This window comes from Streptomyces sp. NPDC005263 (genome assembly GCF_042872365.1).
Lineage (GTDB): Bacteria > Actinomycetota > Actinomycetes > Streptomycetales > Streptomycetaceae > Streptomyces.
Window position 1 is genome coordinate 195,175 of sequence record NZ_JBIAKJ010000010.1, and the last position, 17,707, is coordinate 212,881.

Below are 17,707 nucleotides of genomic sequence, written 5' to 3' on the forward strand. Positions count from 1 at the left end.
CCGCCGTCGTTGTCGGTGGCAAGGGATAGCCTGGCGGGAGTCAGTGATCACCGCCCGCGGACCGCGACCATCCATTGAGGAACCCCGACGGTGCTCAGCCAGGTCCGCGAGAGCGGCGGCGGTTCGGCCGCAAAGAGGGGAGGGGCGGGTGCGCGTACTGGGGGTTGACCCGGGGCTGACCCGATGTGGTGTCGGTGTGGTGGAGGGCGTTGCCGGACGACCACTGACCATGCTCGGCGTCGGAGTCGTACGGACCCCGGCCGACGCCGAGTTGGGGCAGCGGCTCGTCGCCGTCGAGCAGGGCATCGAGCGCTGGCTGGACGAGCACCGGCCCGAATTCGTCGCCGTGGAGCGGGTGTTCAGTCAGCACAACGTCCGCACCGTGATGGGCACCGCCCAGGCCAGCGCCGTCGCCATGCTGTGCGCCGCCCGCCGCGGGATCCCCGTCGCCCTGCACACGCCCAGCGAGGTCAAGGCCGCCGTCACCGGCAGCGGGCGCGCCGACAAGGCGCAGGTCGGCGCGATGGTCACGCGTCTGCTGCGGCTCGACGCACCACCCAAACCGGCCGACGCCGCGGACGCCCTCGCGCTCGCGATCTGCCACATCTGGCGGGCCCCCGCCCAGAACCGACTCCAGCAGGCCGCCGCCCTGCACGCCACCAGAGCACCGGCCGCCCGCAGGTCCCCGCTCCCCTCGAAAGGCCGCACGTCATGATCGCCTTCGTCAGCGGCACGGTCGCCGCGCTCGCACCCGACGCGGCCGTGGTCGAGGTGGGCGGTGTCGGCATGGCGGTCCAGTGCACGCCGAACACGCTGTCCACGCTCCGGCTCGGCCAGCCGGCCAAGCTCGCCACCTCCCTCGTCGTACGGGAGGACTCGCTGACCCTGTACGGCTTCGCGGACGACGACGAGCGCCAGACCTTCGAACTGCTGCAGACCGCGAGCGGGGTGGGACCGAGGCTCGCCCAGGCGATGCTCGCCGTGCACGCGCCGGACGCCCTGCGCCGGGCCGTCGCGACCGGTGACGAGAAGTCACTGACCGCCGTCCCCGGCATCGGCAAGAAGGGGGCCCAGAAGCTCCTGCTGGAGCTCAAGGACCGCCTCGGCGAACCCCTCGGCGCTCCCGCCGTCGGTACGGCGGTCACCACCGGTTGGCGGGACCAGCTGCACGCCGCTCTCATCGGCCTCGGCTACGCGACCCGCGAGGCCGACGAGGCCGTTTCCGCGGTGGCGCCCCAGGCCGAGGCCGCCGAGGGCACACCCCAGGTCGGACAGCTGCTGCGGGCCGCCCTGCAGACGCTGAACCGAGCTCGCTGAACCACCCGCGCCCGTACGAGACCGAGGGACACATGAACTGGGACGACACGACCGATGAGACCGCCGCCGAGCGGCTGGTGGGGTCTGTCGCCGACCGGGAGGACCAGGCAGTCGAGGCCGCCCTGCGCCCCAAGGACCTGGACGAGTTCATCGGCCAGGAGAAGGTCCGCGAGCAGCTCGACCTCGTCCTGCGCGCCGCCCGCGCGCGCGGTGCCACCGCCGACCACGTGCTTCTCTCCGGCGCCCCCGGCCTCGGCAAGACCACCCTGTCGATGATCATCGCGGCCGAGATGGGCGCCCCCATCCGCATCACCTCGGGCCCGGCGATCCAGCACGCCGGCGACCTGGCCGCGATCCTCTCCTCCCTCCAGGAGGGCGAGGTCCTCTTCCTCGACGAGATCCACCGCATGTCCCGACCCGCCGAGGAGATGCTCTACATGGCGATGGAGGACTTCCGCGTCGACGTCATCGTCGGCAAGGGCCCCGGCGCCACCGCGATCCCCCTCGAACTTCCGCCCTTCACCCTGGTCGGCGCCACCACGCGCGCGGGCCTGCTGCCGCCCCCGCTGCGCGACCGCTTCGGCTTCACCGCACACATGGAGTTCTACGAACCCGTCGAACTGGAACGCGTCATCCACCGCTCGGCGGGCCTGCTCGACCTGGAGATCGGGGCCGACGGCGCCGCCGAGATCGCCGGCCGCTCCCGCGGCACCCCCCGTATCGCCAACCGGCTGCTGCGCCGGGTCCGGGACTACGCCCAGGTCAAGGCCGACGGGATCATCACCCGCGACATCGCGGCGGCCGCGCTGAAGGTCTACGAGGTCGACGTCCGCGGCCTCGACCGTCTCGACCGCGCGGTCCTGCAGGCCCTGCTCAAGCTGTTCGGCGGCGGACCCGTCGGCCTGTCCACGCTGGCCGTCGCGGTGGGGGAGGAGCGCGAGACCGTGGAGGAGGTCGCCGAACCCTTCCTGGTCCGGGAGGGACTGCTCGCCCGTACCCCGCGCGGCAGGGTCGCCACCCCCGCCGCATGGGAGCATCTCGGTCTCACCCCGCCCCGCCAGGCAGGCACAGGAAACGGACAACAGGGCCTGTTCGGGACGTGACGGCGCGGTCACGGCGCGCACATTGGCCTGAGCAGGAACCCCGGTGCCATGCTGAGCGTTGTTCCTTGCGCGCGGACTCGCTTAGACTCCGCCGATGCCGCCTTTGTCGACGGCGCACACACCCCCAACCATCAGGCCGCTCACATCGCGGTCGCGTGAAGGAAGTACCGACCCGTGAGTCTCGTGACCCTCCTCCCGTTCATCGTGCTCATCGGGGCCATGTTCCTGATGACCCGCTCCGCCAAGAAGAAGCAGCAGGCGGCCGCGAACATGCGGAACGATATGCAGCCCGGCAGCGGCGTCCGCACCATCGGGGGCATGTACGCAACGGTGAAGGAGGTCAATGAGGACACGGTCCTCCTCGACGCCGGTCCGGGCGTCGACCTCCTCTTCGCGAAGAACTCGATCGGCGCCGTGCTGACCGACGACGAGTACAACCGCATCGTCCACGGCATCGAGCACGACCTGAAGTCCGACCCCGACGTCGTCCCGGACGACGCCTCCTCCCTCACCGAGTCCGACGAGTCCGCCGCCGACGCCGCCGCCTCCGACGACAAGTCCGTCGACCTCGGCAAGAAGGACACGGCCGCGGAGCCCGTCGACGCTCCGGCCGACACCGAGACCGAGGCCGGCACCAAGGCCGAGACCGAGGCCGCCGAGGCGAAGACGGACGGGGAACCGAAGAAGACCGGCGGCGACTCCGAGGCGAAGTAGGCGCATCCGAGGCGCGCGGGACCGCCTCGCACGCCCGGACCTGCGCGGCTCGCACGGGATCCCGACACCATGCCATGGCCGCCCGCCCGCTGATCCGGCGCGAGGTGGCCCGAGAGGGAGTACGAGAAGGTGGCAGCACCCAAGAGGGGCCGCAACGCGAGTGCCCAGAGCAGGCCAGGGCGCTCGCTGGCCCTGATCCTGATCGCCGTCGTGGCGCTCACCGGAGGAATGTTCTGGTCCGGGAACACCACCCCGCGGCTCGGCATCGACCTCGCCGGTGGAACGAGCATCACTCTGCGGGCGGTAGCCGAGCCCGGCCAGGAATCCGCGATCAACAAGACCAACATGGACACCGCGGTCGACATCATGAACCGCCGTGTCAATGGTCTTGGTGTCTCGGAGGCCGAGGTTCAGACCCAGGGCAACTCGAACATCATCGTCAACATCCCCAAGGGCACGAACTCCAAGGAAGCCCGGGATCAGGTCGGCACCACCGCCAAGCTCTACTTCCGGCCGGTCATCACGACCGAGGTCTCCGGCCCGGCCGGCACGGCCAGCCCGTCGCCGAGCGCGTCCAGCGGTGCCTCGGGCGGCGACAAGGCCACCGACAAGGCAACTGACAAGGCCACGGACAAGTCGGCCACGTCGTCTGCCGGCAGCTCCGCCTCCCCGTCCGGGAGCGCCACCTCGCAGGGCCGTGCCGTCACCGACGCTCTGAAGGCCGACGCCACCCCGTCGGGCAGCGCCTCGGGTTCCCCGAGCGCGTCCCCGTCGGCGAGCGGCGGATCCTCCGACGCCTCCAGCAAGCTCCAGGCGCAGTACGCCGCGCTCGACTGCACCAACCAGAAGGCCCGTGCCAAGGCCGGGAAGGGCACCCGGCCCACCGACCCGGTCGTGGCCTGCGGCCAGAACTCGGGGGGCCAGTGGCAGAAGTACGTCCTCGGTCCCGCCGAGGTCGACGGCACGGACGTGGACAAGGCCCAGGCCGTCCTGAACACGACGACCGGCGCCGGCTGGACCGTCACCATGGACTTCACGGACAAGGGTGCCAAGAAGTTCGGCAACATCACCGGCAAGCTGGCCCAGAACCAGCCCCCGCAGAACCAGTTCGCGATCGTCCTGGACGGCGATGTCGTCTCCGACCCGTCCGTCAAGCAGGCGCTGACCTCCGGTAACGCGGAGATCTCCGGCAACTTCAACCAGGACTCGGCCCAGAGCCTCGCCAACATGCTGTCGTACGGCGCGCTGCCGCTGACCTTCAAGGAGGACAGCGTCACCACGGTGACCGCCGCGCTCGGTGGCGAGCAGCTGCACGCCGGTCTGATCGCCGGCGCCATCGGTCTCGCGCTGGTCGTCATCTACCTGCTGATCTTCTACCGCGGGCTGTCGGTCATCGCGATTCCCTCGCTGCTGGTCTCCGCCATCCTGACGTACGTGATCATGGCGCTGCTCGGCCCGACCATCAACTTCGCGCTGAACCTGCCGGCCGTGTGCGGTGCCATCGTCGCGATCGGCATCACCGCGGACTCGTTCATCGTGTACTTCGAACGTGTCCGTGACGAGATCCGCGAGGGCCGTACGCTGCGTCCCGCCGTCGAGCGGGCCTGGCCGCGCGCCCGGCGCACCATCCTGGTCTCCGACTTCGTGTCGTTCCTCGCCGCAGCGGTGCTGTTCATCGTCACGGTCGGCAAGGTCCAGGGCTTCGCCTTCACCCTCGGCCTGACGACCGTCCTCGACGTGGTGGTCGTCTTCCTCTTCACCAAGCCGCTGATGACGATCCTCGCCCGCAGGAAGTTCTTCGCGAACGGCCACAAGTGGTCCGGCCTCGACCCGAAGGCACTGGGGGCCAAGCCACCGCTGCGCCGCACACGCCGTCCCTCTTCCACCGCCGGCCCTGTCGACCCGAAGGAGGCGTGAGATGTCGAAGCTCGGCAACCTCGGCGCCCGACTGCACCGCGGCGAGGTCGGCTACGACTTCGTCGGCAACCGCAAGATCTGGTACGGCATCTCGATCCTGATCACCATCACGGCCATCGTCGGCCTCGCGGTGCGCGGCCTGAACATGGGCATCGAGTTCCAGGGCGGCGCCGTCTTCACCACCCCGAAGCACACGTCCGTCTCGGTCGCCCAGGCCGAGACGTTCGCGGAGGAGGCGTCCGGTCACGACGCCATCGTCCAGAAGCTCGGCAACGGCAGCCTGCGGATCCAGGTCGCGGGCATCGACACCGACAAGGCCGACAAGGTCTCGTCGGAACTGGCCCGCGAGATGAACGTCTCCGAGAACGACGTCACCGCTGAGCTGGTCGGCCCCAGCTGGGGCGAACAGATCGCCAACAAGGCCTGGCAGGGCCTCGGCATCTTCCTGGTCCTGGTCGTGATCTATCTGGCGATCGCCTTCGAATGGCGCATGGCGGTCGCCGCGTTCGTCGCGCTGATCCACGACATCACCATCACCGTCGGCATCTACGCCCTCGTCGGCTTCGAGGTCACGCCGGGCACCGTGATCGGTCTGCTGACGATCCTGGGTTATTCGCTCTACGACACGGTCGTCGTCTTCGACAGTCTCAAGGAGCAGACCAAGGACATCACCAAGCAGACCCGCTGGACCTACAGCGACATCGCCAACCGCTCGATCAACAGCACCCTGGTCCGCTCCATCAACACCACGGTGGTGGCCCTGCTGCCGGTGGGCGGCCTGCTGTTCATCGGCGGCGGCTTCCTCGGCGCCGGCATGCTGAACGACATCTCGCTGTCGCTGTTCGTCGGCCTCGCGGCCGGTGCGTACTCCTCGATCTTCATCGCCACGCCGCTCGTCGCCGACCTCAAGGAGCGCGAGCCGAAGATCAAGGCCCTCAAGAAGCGTGTCCTGGCCAAGCGCGCCCAGGCCGTCGCGCAGGGCGAGCCGGCGGACGCCCGGGGCACCGACGAGCCGCTCGCCGACGAGCCGGAGGACGGCGACGCCGCTCACGCGGTGGTCGGCCCCCGTAACCAGCCCGCGTCCCGCAGCCGAGGCCGCGGCCGTCCGTCAGGGAAGCGCCGGTGACCGACATCAAGGAGCTCCTGCTCAGCCGCATCCGTGACGTGGCCGACTACCCGGAGCCGGGCGTGATGTTCAAGGACATCACCCCGCTCCTGGCGGACCCGGCGGCGTTCACCGCGCTCACCGACGCCCTCGCCGAGATCGCTGTGAACACCGGCGCCTCGAAGATCGTCGGTCTGGAGGCCCGTGGCTTCATCCTGGGCGCCCCGGTCGCCGTCCGCTCCGGTCTTGGCTTCGTCCCCGTCCGCAAGGCCGGCAAGCTCCCCGGAGCGACCCTCAGCCAGGCGTACGACCTGGAGTACGGCTCCGCCGAGATCGAGGTGCACGCGGAGGACCTCTCCTCGGACGACCGTGTTCTGGTGGTCGACGACGTCCTCGCCACCGGTGGCACCGCCGAGGCGTCGATCCAGCTCATCCGGCGCGCGGGCGCCGAGGTCGCGGGCCTCGCCGTCCTGATGGAGCTGGGCTTCCTGGGCGGCCGGGCCCGCCTGGAACCCGCTCTGGCCGGCGCCTCGCTGGAGGCGCTGCTCAAGGTGTGAGGCACCGCGGGCACCGGGTGGACATCCCACAGCCACCCGCCGCACATCGTAGGGACGGGCCCGGAGGAATCCGGCGCCCGTCCCTCGCGTTACACGGGTAGACGGTCCTCACAGTGGCCTGAAGGCGATCCTGAGGCGCGGGATCGCTACCATGGGCACTCCGGAGCCTGACCGGGGGACCCGGATCGCGCACGAGGAGTCCTCTTGCCAGACGAGGCCCAGCCCCTTATCGCCGCCAAGCCCGAGCCCGGCTCGGCGCCCGCGGCGAAGCCCGCCCCGCACGGGACGAACGCGCCCGGGGCGACGAACGACAGCCGCGGGCCGGTCCAGCACGCCCAGGCCGCGCCCGTCGAGAAGCCTGCCGAGGAGCCGCGCCCCAAGCCGGCCGATTCCCAGCGCCCCGTGAACTCGCCCGCTGTCCGCCAGGCCGCCGGCCAGCCCGCCCGCTCCGGTTCCTCCAACCGCGTCCGCGCGCGCCTCGCCCGTCTCGGTGTCCAGCGGTCCAACCCGTACAACCCGGTCCTGGAGCCATTGCTGCGGATAGTGCGCAGCAACGACCCGAAGATCGAGACCTCGACGCTGCGCCAGATCGAGAAGGCCTATCAGGTCGCGGAGCGCTGGCACCGCGGCCAGAAGCGCAAGAGCGGCGACCCGTACATCACGCACCCGCTCGCGGTGACCACGATCCTCGCCGAGCTGGGGATGGATCCGGCCACCCTCATGGCCGGCCTGCTGCACGACACCGTCGAGGACACCGAGTACGGCCTCGACCAGCTCCGCCGCGACTTCGGCGACTCGGTCGCCCTGCTCGTCGACGGCGTCACCAAGCTGGACAAGGTCAAGTTCGGCGAGGCCGCGCAGGCCGAGACCGTGCGCAAGATGGTCGTCGCCATGGCGAAGGACCCGCGCGTCCTGGTCATCAAGCTCGCCGACCGCCTGCACAACATGCGCACCATGCGCTACCTCAAGCGCGAGAAGCAGGAGAAGAAGGCGCGCGAGACGCTGGAGATCTACGCGCCGCTCGCTCATCGCCTGGGCATGAACACCATCAAGTGGGAACTGGAGGACCTCGCCTTCGCGATCCTCTACCCCAAGATGTACGACGAGATCGTACGGCTGGTGGCCGAGAGGGCACCGAAGCGTGACGAGTACCTGGCCGTCGTGACCGACGAGGTCCAGGCCGACCTGCGTTCCGCCCGCATCAAGGCGACCGTCACCGGCCGACCCAAGCACTACTACAGCGTCTACCAGAAGATGATCGTCCGCGGCCGTGACTTCGCGGAGATCTACGACCTGGTGGGTATTCGGGTACTGGTCGACACGGTCCGCGACTGTTACGCGGCCCTCGGCACCGTGCACGCGCGATGGAATCCGGTCCCCGGCCGGTTCAAGGACTACATCGCGATGCCCAAGTTCAACATGTACCAGTCGCTGCACACGACGGTCATCGGCCCCAACGGCAAGCCGGTCGAACTGCAGATCCGCACGTTCGACATGCACCGCCGCGCCGAGTACGGCATCGCCGCGCACTGGAAGTACAAGCAGGAGGCCGTCGCCGGCGCCTCCAAGGTGCGCTCGGACCAGCCGAGGACCACCGGCAAGGACGACCACCTCAACGACATGGCGTGGCTGCGCCAGCTCCTCGACTGGCAGAAGGAGACCGAGGACCCCGGCGAGTTCCTGGAGTCCCTGCGCTTCGACCTGTCGCGCAACGAGGTCTTCGTCTTCACACCCAAGGGCGACGTGATAGCGCTGCCGGCCGGTGCCACGCCGGTGGACTTCTCGTACGCGGTACACACCGAGGTGGGCCACCGCACCATAGGAGCCCGCGTCAACGGACGCCTCGTACCGCTGGAATCGACCCTGGACAACGGCGACCTGGTGGAGGTCTTCACGTCCAAGGCGGCCGGGGCGGGCCCGTCCCGGGACTGGCTGAACTTCGTGAAGTCGCCGCGGGCCCGCAACAAGATCCGGGCGTGGTTCTCCAAGGAGCGCCGCGACGAGGCGATCGAGCAGGGCAAGGACGCGATCGTCCGCGCGATGCGCAAGCAGAACCTGCCGATCCAGCGGATCCTGACCGGCGACTCCCTGGTGACGCTCGCCCACGAGATGCGCTACCCGGACATCTCCGCGCTGTACGCGGCGATCGGTGAGGGACACGTCTCCGCGCAGAACGTCGTGCAGAAGCTCGTCCAGGCGCTCGGCGGCGAGGAGGCGGCCACCGAGGAGATCGACGAGTCGGTCCCGCCGTCCCGCGGCCGCGGTCGCAAGCGGCGCAGCAACAACGACCCGGGCGTGGTGGTCAAGGGCGTCGACGACGTGTGGGTCAAGCTCGCCCGCTGTTGTACGCCGGTGCCCGGCGACCCGATCATCGGCTTCGTCACCCGGGGTAGTGGCGTATCGGTTCACCGCAACGACTGTGTGAACGTGGAGTCACTGTCCCGCGAGCCCGAGCGGATCCTCGACGTGGAGTGGGCGCCCACCCAGTCCTCGGTCTTCCTGGTCGCCATCCAGGTCGAGGCCCTGGACCGCTCCCGGCTCCTGTCCGACGTCACCCGCGTCCTGTCCGACCAGCACGTCAACATCCTCTCCGCGGCCGTGCAGACCTCCCGCGACCGCGTCGCCACCTCCCGCTTCACCTTCGAGATGGGCGACCCCAAGCACCTCGGGCACGTCCTGAAGGCGGTCAGGGGCGTCGAGGGCGTGTACGACGTCTACCGGGTGACATCGGCGCGCAGCCGGTCGTAGCGGACGCGTCCCGCAGGGCTACGAGAAGGGGCTCCCGTACCGAAGTACGGGAGCCCCTTCTGTGATCCCTCGTGGGTCCGGGACGTCAGCCGCCGAACTCGTGCAGGCCCTTCAGCGCCTGGTCCAGAAGTGCCTGGCGGCCCTCCAGCTCACGCTGGAGCTTGTCGGCCCTGGCGTTGTTGCCCTGGGCGCGCGCCTGCTCGATCTGGCCCGTCAGCTTGTCCACAGCCGCCTGGAGCTGGCCTGTCAGACCCTCGGCACGCGCGCGTGCCTCCGGGTTCGTCCGGCGCCACTCCGTCTCCTCGGCCTCCTGAATGGCCCGCTCGACGGCGTGCATCCGGCCCTCGACCTTCGGCCGGGCGTCCCGCGGCACATGGCCGATGGCCTCCCAGCGCTCGTTGATCGAGCGGAACGTGGCCCGGGCGGCCTTCAGCTCCCCGATCGGCAGGAGCTTCTCGGCCTCCTCGGCGAGCTCCTCCTTCAGTTTCAGGTTCTCCGACTGCTCGGCGTCCCGCTCCGCGAAGACCGAGCTGCGGGCGGCGAAGAAGACGTCCTGGGCACCACGGAAGCGGTTCCACAGGTCGTCCTCGTGCTCGCGCTGGGCGCGGCCGGCCGCCTTCCACTCGGACATCAGGTCGCGGTAGCGGGCCGCCGTGGGGCCCCAGTCCGTCGAGCCGGACAGCGACTCGGCCTCCGCGACCAGGCGTTCCTTGGTCTTGCGGGCCTCCTCGCGCTGCGCGTCCAGCGACGCGAAGTGGGCCTTGCGGCGCTTGGAGAACGCCGAGCGGGCGTGCGAGAAGCGGTGCCACAGTTCGTCGTCCGACTTGCGGTCCAGGCGCGGCAGCCCCTTCCAGGTGTCCACCAGGGACCGCAGCCGCTCACCCGCCGCCCGCCACTGGTCGGACTGCGCGAGCTCCTCGGCCTCGGCGACCAGCGCCTCCTTGGAGTGCCGGGCCTCGTCCGACTGTTTGGCGCGCTGCTGCTTGCGCTCCTCGCGGCGCTTCTCGACGGTCTCCACGAGCTTGTCAAGACGGACCCGCAGGGCGCCCAGGTCGCCGACCGCGTGATGCGCGTCGACCTGCTCACGGATGTGATCGATGGCGGCCTGCGCGTCCTTCGCCGACAGGTCGGTGGTCTTCACTCGCTTCTCGAGGAGGCCGATCTCGACAACCAGGCCTTCGTACTTGCGCTCGAAGTAGGCCAGTGCTTCCTCGGGGGAGCCTGCCTGCCAGGAACCGACGACCTGCTCGCCGTCGGCCGTACGCACGTACACGGTCCCCGTCTCGTCGACGCGGCCCCACGGGTCGCTGCTCACAGCGCCTCCTCCACATGATGCCTGCGGGGGGCCTCAGCACCCCCGGGCATCGTCCACAGTTTCGTCACGGCCAACATAGGCGACCGGCGGGTTGCCTGTCCGCATCCCGCGCGACCGAAATTTCGCAGCTGAAGGTCAGGATTTGGTGACAGTTGCCTTGTTGATCACGACCGTCGCGTTGGGTGCCGTGTTCTGCGTCGTGGGGTCCGCGGGCTGCGCTCCCGCGGCGGCGATCTTCTTGAGGACCTTCATGCCGGATGCGGACACGGTACCGAACGGTGTGTAGCTCGGCGGGAGCTTGCTGTCCTGGTAGACGAGGAAGAACTGGCTGCCGCCGGAGTGCGGCTGCCCGGTGTTCGCCATCGCGACCGTGCCCGCCGGGTAGATGTCGTTCTTGAGGCTTTTGTCCTTCAGGTTCTCGTCCGGGATCGTGTAACCGGGACCGCCGCTGCCGGTGCCCGTCGGGTCGCCGCACTGCAGCACGTAGATGCCCTGGGTGGTCAGCCGGTGGCACTTGGTGTGGTCGAAGAAGCCCTTGTCCGCGAGGAAGGCGAACGAGTTCACGGTGTGCGGCGCCGCCGACGCCTTCAGCGCGAGGTCTATCTCGCCGCACGTCGTCGCGAGCTTCATCGTGTACGGGGCCGACTTGTCGATGGTGACCGCCGGCTCCTTCTTCCAGCTCGCCTTCTTCGCCTTGCCGGCCGCGGGCTTGTCACACGGGTCCGGCGCCTTGCTGGGCGCCGCGCTCGGCGTCGTGTCGGAGCTCGCGCTCGACTTGTCGTCCTCCTTGAGGACCCCGGACGTGTACAGGGCCAGGCTGCCCACCAGGACCACGCCGAGCACGGACGCGAGCACCGAGTTGCGCATGCGCGCCTTGCGCCGGGCGGCCGTGCGCCGCTGCTGCTGCCGCAAGAACTTCTCCCGGGCGAGCTGACGCTTCCGCTGTTCCTGGGTGACCACCGGGTTCTCTCCTCATGCGTCTCGTACGTCGACTGGGGCGCGTGCGTCGTGTGAGCCGACCGCCTGCGTGTGCCCCGTACCGTATATGGGTTCGCTGAGGAATCGGCAGCGCCGGTAGGCTCTGACCACAGGCGTAACCGTCCTGATGCCCACCCGAATCGACACAACGAAGGACGATCGTGCTCATTGCCGGGTTCCCCGCCGGGGCCTGGGGGACGAACTGTTATCTCGTCGCCCCCGCCGCCGGTGAGGAGTGCGTGATCATCGACCCCGGCCACCAGGCCGCCCAAGGCGTCGAGGAAACGCTGAAGAAGCATCGCCTCAAGCCCGTCGCCGTCGTCCTCACCCACGGCCACATCGACCATGTGGCCTCGGTCGTCCCGGTGTGCGGCGCGCACGACGTGCCGGCCTGGATCCACCCCGAGGACCGGTTCATGATGAGCGACCCCGAGAAGGCGCTCGGGCGCTCCATCGGGATGCCGCTGATGGGCGAGCTGACCGTGGGGGAGCCGGACGACGTCCACGAGTTCGCCGACGGCGCGAGGCTGGAGCTGGCGGGTCTGGAGCTGTCCGTCGCGCACGCGCCGGGCCATACCAAGGGGTCGGTGACCTTCGAGCTGCCCGAGGCGGCGGACATCCCGCCGGTCTTCTTCTCGGGCGACCTGCTCTTCGCCGGCTCCATCGGACGCACCGACCTACCCGGCGGTGACATGGCCGAGATGGTCGACTCGCTGGCCCGCGTGTGCCTGCCGCTCGACGACTCGACCGTGGTGCTGTCCGGCCACGGCCCCCAGACGACCATCGGTCAGGAGCGCGCCACCAACCCGTATCTGCGGCAAGCCGCCGCAGGCCGAGACCGCGGCGCGGATGTGGACGCTCCCCGACGAGGAATGTGACGAGAGACCTTCCGTGAGCACCTTCAAGGCCCCCAAGGGCACGTACGACCTGATTCCGCCGGACTCCGCGACGTACCTGGCCGTCCGCGAGGCCATCGCCGCGCCGCTGCGCAACTCCGGCTACGGCTACATCGAGACGCCGGGCTTCGAGAACGTGGAGCTCTTCGCCCGCGGTGTCGGTGAGTCGACCGACATCGTCACGAAGGAGATGTACGCCTTCGAGACCAAGGGCGGCGACCGGCTCGCCCTGCGCCCCGAGGGCACCGCGTCCGTGCTGCGCGCCGCGCTGGAGGCCAACCTGCACAAGGCGGGCAACCTCCCGGTCAAGCTCTGGTACTCCGGCTCGTACTACCGCTACGAGCGCCCCCAGAAGGGCCGTTACCGCCACTTCTCCCAGGTGGGCGCGGAGGCGATCGGCGCCGAGGACCCGGCGCTGGACGCCGAGCTGATCATCCTGGCCGACCAGGCGTACCGCTCGCTGGGCCTCAGGAACTTCCGCATCCTGCTGAACTCCCTGGGCGACAAGGAGTGCCGGCCGGTGTACCGGGAGGCGCTGCAGACCTTCCTGCGCGGACTGGACCTGGACGAGGACACGCTCCGCCGCGCGGACATCAACCCGCTGCGGGTGCTGGACGACAAGCGCCCCGACGTCCAGAAGCAGCTGACCGACGCCCCGCTGCTGCGTGACTACCTCTGCGACGCCTGCAAGGCGTACCACGAGGAGGTCCGTGAGCTGATCACGGCGGCGGGCGTCGTCTTCGAGGACGACCCGAAGCTGGTGCGCGGCCTGGACTACTACACCCGTACGACGTTCGAGTTCGTCCACGACGGTCTGGGCTCGCAGTCGGCGGTGGGCGGCGGCGGCCGGTACGACGGTCTGTCCGAGATGATCGGCGGCCCCGCGCTGCCGTCCGTCGGCTGGGCGCTGGGCGTCGACCGTACGGTCCTCGCCCTGGAGGCGGAGGGCGTCGAGCTCGAACTCCCCTCCACGACCAGCGTGTTCGCGGTACCGCTGGGCGAGGAGGCCCGTCGGGTGCTGTTCGCGAAGGTCACCGAGCTGCGCAAGGTGGGCGTCGCGGCGGACTTCTCCTACGGGGCCAAGGGACTCAAGGGCGCGATGAAGAACGCCAACCGCAGCGGGGCCCGCTACACGGTCGTCGCGGGCGAACGCGACCTCGCCGAGGGCGTCGTCCAGCTCAAGGACATGGAGTCCGGCGAGCAGACGGCGATCGGCGTGAACGAGATCGTGGCGGAACTGGAGTCGAGGCTGGGCTGAGGCGGGTGGGGTGCGCGGGGGTGTCTTTCGCCCCCGCCGCCCCTACCCGTCCCGTCCCGTCCCTGGGGGCTGCGCCCCCAGACCCCCGCTGTCGACCCTGAAGGGGCCTCGTCCTCAAACGCCGGACGGGCTGGGATCAGCCTACGAGGGCGAGGCCCTCAGTCCAGCAACCCGTGCCGCATCGCACTCGTCACCGCCGCCGTGCGGTCGTCGACGCCCAACTTGCCGAAGGCCCGCAGCAGATGCGTCTTCACCGTCGACTCCCCGATGAACAACCGGCGTCCGATCTCCGCGTTCGTGCACCCCTCCGCCACCAGCCGCAGCACCGCCCTCTCGCGCTCCGAGAGCCGGGGCCGCTCCGGCCTGGTGCGGAGCTGGTCGACCAGTCGCGCGGCGACGGACGGGGCGAGCACGGTCTCGCCCCGCGCGGCGGCCCGTACCGCGTCGGCCAGTTCGCCGCGCGGCAGATCCTTCAACAGATAGCCCGCCGCCCCGGCCTCCACCGCCCGCAGAATGTCCCGGTCCGTCTCGTACGTCGTCAGGACGATCACCCGGCAGGACAGCCCCGCCTCACTCATCCGCACGATCGAGTCCACGCCCCCGCCGCCCGGCATCCGCAGGTCCATCAGCACGATGTCGGGCCGCAGTTCCGCCGCCATGGCCTCCGCCTGCGGCCCGCTGGACGCGTCGGCGACCACCTCCAGATCCGGCTCGGCACTCAGCATCGCCCGCAGGCCCTCCCGTACGACGGGATGGTCGTCGGCCAGGATGATCCGGATCACCATGCGCTCCTCGGAGACGGTACGGGCAGGCGGACGGTCACCGTCGTACCGTCGCCGGGGGCGCTGCGCACCTGAGCCGTCCCGCCGGCCTCGGCGGCCCGGGCCCGCAGCCCCGCCAGACCGTAGCCGCCCGTCACGGTCCGCGGATCGAAGCCGCAGCCGTCGTCCCGGACCGACACGGTCAGAGCGCCGTCGGTGTACCTCAGGGAAATACCCGCCCCGGTCGAACTCCCGGCGTGCTTGCGGGCGTTGGTCAGCGCCTCCTGACAGGCGCGCAGGGCCACCACCTCGGGCCCGGCGGGCAGCGGACGTACGGGACCCGTGACGTCCAGTGTCGCCCCGTGACGGGCGGCCAGCCGGTGCAGCGCGTCCGGGAGCGAGGCGCCCTCCAGGTCGGCGGGTGTGCCCCCGGCGACCAGGGCGCGTGCCTCGGCGAGGTTCTGCCGGGCCGTCTCGTCCATCAGCGCCAGATGGCGGCGGGCCTGCGGCACGTCGTGGTCGAGTTCCGCCTCGACGGCCTGGGTCAGCATCAGCAGGCTGGTGAAGCCCTGCGCGAGGGTGTCGTGGATCTCCCTGGCCATCCGTTCCCGCTCCGCCAGGGCGCCGTGCGCCGTCGACAGCCGGGAGATCTCATGACGGCTCGCGTCGAGCTCCGCGATCAGCGCGGCCCGCTCCTGGCTCTGCTCGATGATCCGGATGACCCAGCCGCCGAGAGCCACCGAGAAGACGAGGGAGACCACGGCGAACAGCCCGTTGAAGAAGACCTCCTGGTCGCTCGGCCACCACACCAGGGCCCAACCGGCCACGGGCGCGAGGTTGATGACGGCGACCGCCTCCAGAGCCCGCCGCATCTGCAGGGTCATGAAGCACTGGGGGACCAGCGCGAAAGTCATCAGCCGGGTCTCACCGACGAGGATCGCCGACGGCAGGAACAGCGCCACCGCCGCCACCAGATAGGCCAGAGCCCGCCGTTCCTCGGGCGGATCGCCCCGCAGGACGGGCCGCCCCACCCACACGAACAGGGGGACCAGCGGAACCAGGAGCGCCGCCGCCACGACCCGGACCGGCCGCCCCGGATGGTCAGTGCCGAGCACCGACACCAGGGTGGCCAGCCAGATGATCGCGAAGTACATGTCCCAGATGCGGAACGAGCGCGCCCAGCTGTAGGCGCCGACGGCGTCGTCCGGATCGCTCACCCGTCGCGCCGGTTCTTCCACCGGAAGGTCAGCAGACACAGCAGCAATCCTCCGACGCACCACGCCCCGAGCACCAGGGCGATCCGGCCGAACTCCCAGCTTCCCGTCTGCTCCAGGACCTGAGCCGACTCCGGCAGGAACACCCCGCGCAGCCCCTGGCACATCCACTTCAGCGGGAACAGCGCACCGATGTTCAGCATCCAGTCGGGGATGGTGTCGATCGAGATGTACACCCCGGAGATGAACTGCAGCACCAGGAACGGGAGAACGACCACGGAGCTGGCGCTCTTGCCCGACTTGGGGACCGAACTGATCGCGATCCCCAGCAGCGCGCAGGCCGTCAGCCCGAGCAGGAAGATCCAGCCGAACTCGAACCAGCGGCCCGCGTCGGACGGGAGGTCGACGTCGTACAGCGTCGTGCCGACGGCCAGCAGGATCGCCGTCTCCAGTACACCGGTGACCAGAACCAGCCAGATCTTCCCGAGGAAGTACGCCGCGGGCGGCATCGGCGTGCCGCGCAGCCGGCGCAGCACCTTCTCGTCCCGCTCGATCGCGATGGAGATGCCGAGGGACTGGAAACTCGTCGACATGATGCCGGCGGCCATCATCGCCGGGACGTACAGCTGGGAGGCGTTGATGCCGGCGCCCCGGACGTCGTCGCGGAAGATCGAGGCGAACAGGAACAGGAACACCACCGGGAAGGCGAAGGTGAACACCACCTGGTCGCGCTGCCGGAAGAACTGCTTCACCTCCAGGGCGCCACGCCGCAGCCCCAGCCCCCACATCCCGGGCAGCCGCTCGCCGGACGCCTGCGCCCGGGGTCGTACGGCGGTCGTGGTCATCGCGCGTCCTCCTGTCCGGTCAGCCGGAGGTAGACGTCCTCCAGCGTGGGGCGGCTCACCCGCAGCCCCGGGATCTCGCCGTCGAAGCGGCCCATCAGCTCGGCGATCGTGCGGGTGGGCGTGTCCGTGCGTTCCGCGCGCGGGGTGCCGTCCGGGTCGCTCCACTCGACGGTGGCCCCGGTGCCGTACCGCTCCCGCAGGGCGGCGGGCTCGCCCTCGGCGACCACCTGTCCCTTGGCGACCACGGCCAGCCGGTCGGCGAGCGCCTCCGCCTCCTCCAGGTAGTGCGTGGTGAGCAGGATGGTCGTCCCCTCGTCGGACAGCTTGCGGATCAGGTCCCAGAACTGGCGCCGGGCCGCCGGGTCGAAACCGGTCGTCGGCTCGTCCAGAAGAAGCAGCTCCGGGTCGCCGATCACCCCGAGCGCCACATCGAGACGCCGGCGCTGGCCACCGGACAGGGCCTTGATCCGGCTGCCCGCCTTGGCCTCGAGACCCACCAGGCCGATGACCTCCTCGGGGTCCCGCGGCCTCGGGTAGTAGCGGGCGAAATGCCGCACGGTCTCGTCGACCGTCAACTCCGCGGGCGCGGATTCGTCCTGCCAGACGATTCCGACACGTGAACGCCACGCACGCGTTCCGTGCGCCGGATCCGCGCCCAGGACGGACACCTCGCCCGCGTCCCGGGAACGGTTGCCCTGGAGGATCTCCACCGTCGTGCTCTTGCCCGCGCCGTTGGGTCCCAGCAGGCCGAACACCTCGCCCCGGTGGATACCGAGGTCGATACCGTCGACCGCGGTCACGTCGCCGTACTGCTTGCGCAGCCCCCGTACGTCCACCGCGAGTTCCTTCGCGTGTGTTGTCATGCGATCGATCCTCGGCCTGAACCGAACGTTCCGGGACGACCGTGCGTACTTCCTTATGTCCACCGAACAGTGGACACGGGCCGCGTGCGGCACAATGGCCGAGGCCGAAGAAGGTC

At 70.1% G+C, this 17,707-nt stretch carries 16 protein-coding genes; 10 read left to right on the forward strand and 6 right to left on the reverse strand.

Annotated features, from left to right (window positions below):
- The first annotated feature begins 148 nt into the window (after positions 1-148).
- The 8 genes from ruvC to ACFYRY_RS35670 all read left to right on the forward strand — a co-directional run bounded on the left by ruvC (position 149) and on the right by ACFYRY_RS35670 (position 9,461).
- A complete protein-coding gene (ruvC, locus tag ACFYRY_RS35635; protein ID WP_389155325.1) occupies positions 149-715 on the forward strand; it encodes a crossover junction endodeoxyribonuclease RuvC in 567 nt (188 codons plus the stop codon).
- Positions 712-1,317 (forward strand): Holliday junction branch migration protein RuvA, encoded by a 606-nt coding sequence (ruvA, locus tag ACFYRY_RS35640; protein ID WP_389155328.1) that lies wholly within the window; start codon positions 712-714, stop codon positions 1,315-1,317. Before ruvC ends, ruvA begins: the two co-directional genes overlap by 4 nt.
- Before the next feature lie 32 nt (positions 1,318-1,349).
- Positions 1,350-2,420: a Holliday junction branch migration DNA helicase RuvB gene (gene ruvB / locus ACFYRY_RS35645; RefSeq protein ID WP_389155330.1), complete on the forward strand. Its 1,071-nt coding sequence runs from the start codon at positions 1,350-1,352 to the stop codon at positions 2,418-2,420.
- 174 nt (positions 2,421-2,594) lie between these two features.
- Positions 2,595-3,134: a preprotein translocase subunit YajC gene (gene yajC / locus ACFYRY_RS35650; RefSeq protein ID WP_389155333.1), complete on the forward strand. Its 540-nt coding sequence runs from the start codon at positions 2,595-2,597 to the stop codon at positions 3,132-3,134.
- A gap of 129 nt (positions 3,135-3,263) precedes the next feature.
- The gene (gene secD / locus ACFYRY_RS35655) at positions 3,264-5,051 is read left to right on the forward strand and encodes a protein translocase subunit SecD (protein ID WP_389155336.1); all 1,788 of its coding nucleotides are present in this window, start codon (positions 3,264-3,266) and stop codon (positions 5,049-5,051) included.
- Between the two features lies 1 nt (position 5,052).
- Complete coding sequence (gene secF / locus ACFYRY_RS35660; RefSeq protein WP_389155339.1) at positions 5,053-6,177, forward strand: protein translocase subunit SecF; 1,125 nt, start codon at positions 5,053-5,055, stop codon at positions 6,175-6,177.
- Positions 6,174-6,713, forward strand: coding sequence for an adenine phosphoribosyltransferase (locus tag ACFYRY_RS35665; protein ID WP_356776635.1), 540 nt, complete (start codon positions 6,174-6,176; stop codon positions 6,711-6,713). Before secF ends, ACFYRY_RS35665 begins: the two co-directional genes overlap by 4 nt.
- Positions 6,714-6,917: 204 nt before the next feature.
- A complete protein-coding gene (locus tag ACFYRY_RS35670; protein ID WP_389155342.1) occupies positions 6,918-9,461 on the forward strand; it encodes a RelA/SpoT family protein in 2,544 nt (847 codons plus the stop codon).
- A gap of 85 nt (positions 9,462-9,546) precedes the next feature.
- On the opposite strand, the gene ACFYRY_RS35675 is transcribed toward ACFYRY_RS35670, so the two are convergent.
- Positions 9,547-10,776 (reverse strand): DUF349 domain-containing protein, encoded by a 1,230-nt coding sequence (locus tag ACFYRY_RS35675; protein WP_389155344.1) that lies wholly within the window; start codon positions 10,774-10,776, stop codon positions 9,547-9,549.
- 135 nt (positions 10,777-10,911) lie between these two features.
- Entirely contained in the window at positions 10,912-11,736 is an 825-nt protein-coding gene (locus tag ACFYRY_RS35680; protein WP_389155347.1) for a peptidylprolyl isomerase, read from the reverse strand.
- 179 nt (positions 11,737-11,915) lie between these two features.
- On the opposite strand from ACFYRY_RS35680, the gene ACFYRY_RS35685 reads away from it, so the two are divergent.
- The gene (locus ACFYRY_RS35685; RefSeq protein WP_389155350.1) at positions 11,916-12,632 is read left to right on the forward strand and encodes an MBL fold metallo-hydrolase; all 717 of its coding nucleotides are present in this window, start codon (positions 11,916-11,918) and stop codon (positions 12,630-12,632) included.
- Positions 12,633-12,645: 13 nt separating this feature from the next.
- Entirely contained in the window at positions 12,646-13,908 is a 1,263-nt protein-coding gene (hisS, locus tag ACFYRY_RS35690; RefSeq protein ID WP_356778545.1) for a histidine--tRNA ligase, read from the forward strand.
- A 158-nt stretch (positions 13,909-14,066) separates the two neighbouring features.
- On the opposite strand, the gene ACFYRY_RS35695 is transcribed toward hisS, so the two are convergent.
- From ACFYRY_RS35695 to ACFYRY_RS35710, 4 genes are read right to left on the reverse strand one after another with little or no spacing between them, the layout of a single operon-like run.
- Positions 14,067-14,690: a response regulator gene (locus ACFYRY_RS35695; protein WP_389155614.1), complete on the reverse strand. Its 624-nt coding sequence runs from the start codon at positions 14,688-14,690 to the stop codon at positions 14,067-14,069.
- Positions 14,687-15,925, reverse strand: coding sequence for a sensor histidine kinase (locus tag ACFYRY_RS35700; RefSeq protein ID WP_389155354.1), 1,239 nt, complete (start codon positions 15,923-15,925; stop codon positions 14,687-14,689). The genes ACFYRY_RS35695 and ACFYRY_RS35700 overlap by 4 nt, the downstream gene beginning before the upstream one ends.
- Entirely contained in the window at positions 15,883-16,728 is an 846-nt protein-coding gene (locus tag ACFYRY_RS35705) for an ABC transporter permease (protein WP_389155357.1), read from the reverse strand. Before ACFYRY_RS35705 ends, ACFYRY_RS35700 begins: the two co-directional genes overlap by 43 nt.
- The gene (locus tag ACFYRY_RS35710; protein WP_389155360.1) at positions 16,725-17,591 is read right to left on the reverse strand and encodes an ABC transporter ATP-binding protein; all 867 of its coding nucleotides are present in this window, start codon (positions 17,589-17,591) and stop codon (positions 16,725-16,727) included. The genes ACFYRY_RS35705 and ACFYRY_RS35710 overlap by 4 nt, the downstream gene beginning before the upstream one ends.
- Between the last annotated feature and the right edge of the window lie 116 nt (positions 17,592-17,707).

What these genes read in the sequence shown, in the direction of transcription:
- ruvA (WP_389155328.1), top strand. Translation starts at nt 712, where the DNA reads ATGATCGCCTTCGTCAGCGGCACGGTCGCCGCGCTCGCACCCGACGCG.
- ruvB (WP_389155330.1), top strand. Translation starts at nt 1,350, where the DNA reads ATGAACTGGGACGACACGACCGATGAGACCGCCGCCGAGCGGCTGGTG.
- secF (WP_389155339.1), top strand. Translation starts at nt 5,053, where the DNA reads ATGTCGAAGCTCGGCAACCTCGGCGCCCGACTGCACCGCGGCGAGGTC.
- ACFYRY_RS35705 (WP_389155357.1), bottom strand. Translation starts at nt 16,728, where the DNA reads ATGACCACGACCGCCGTACGACCCCGGGCGCAGGCGTCCGGCGAGCGG.
- ACFYRY_RS35710 (WP_389155360.1), bottom strand. Translation starts at nt 17,591, where the DNA reads ATGACAACACACGCGAAGGAACTCGCGGTGGACGTACGGGGGCTGCGC.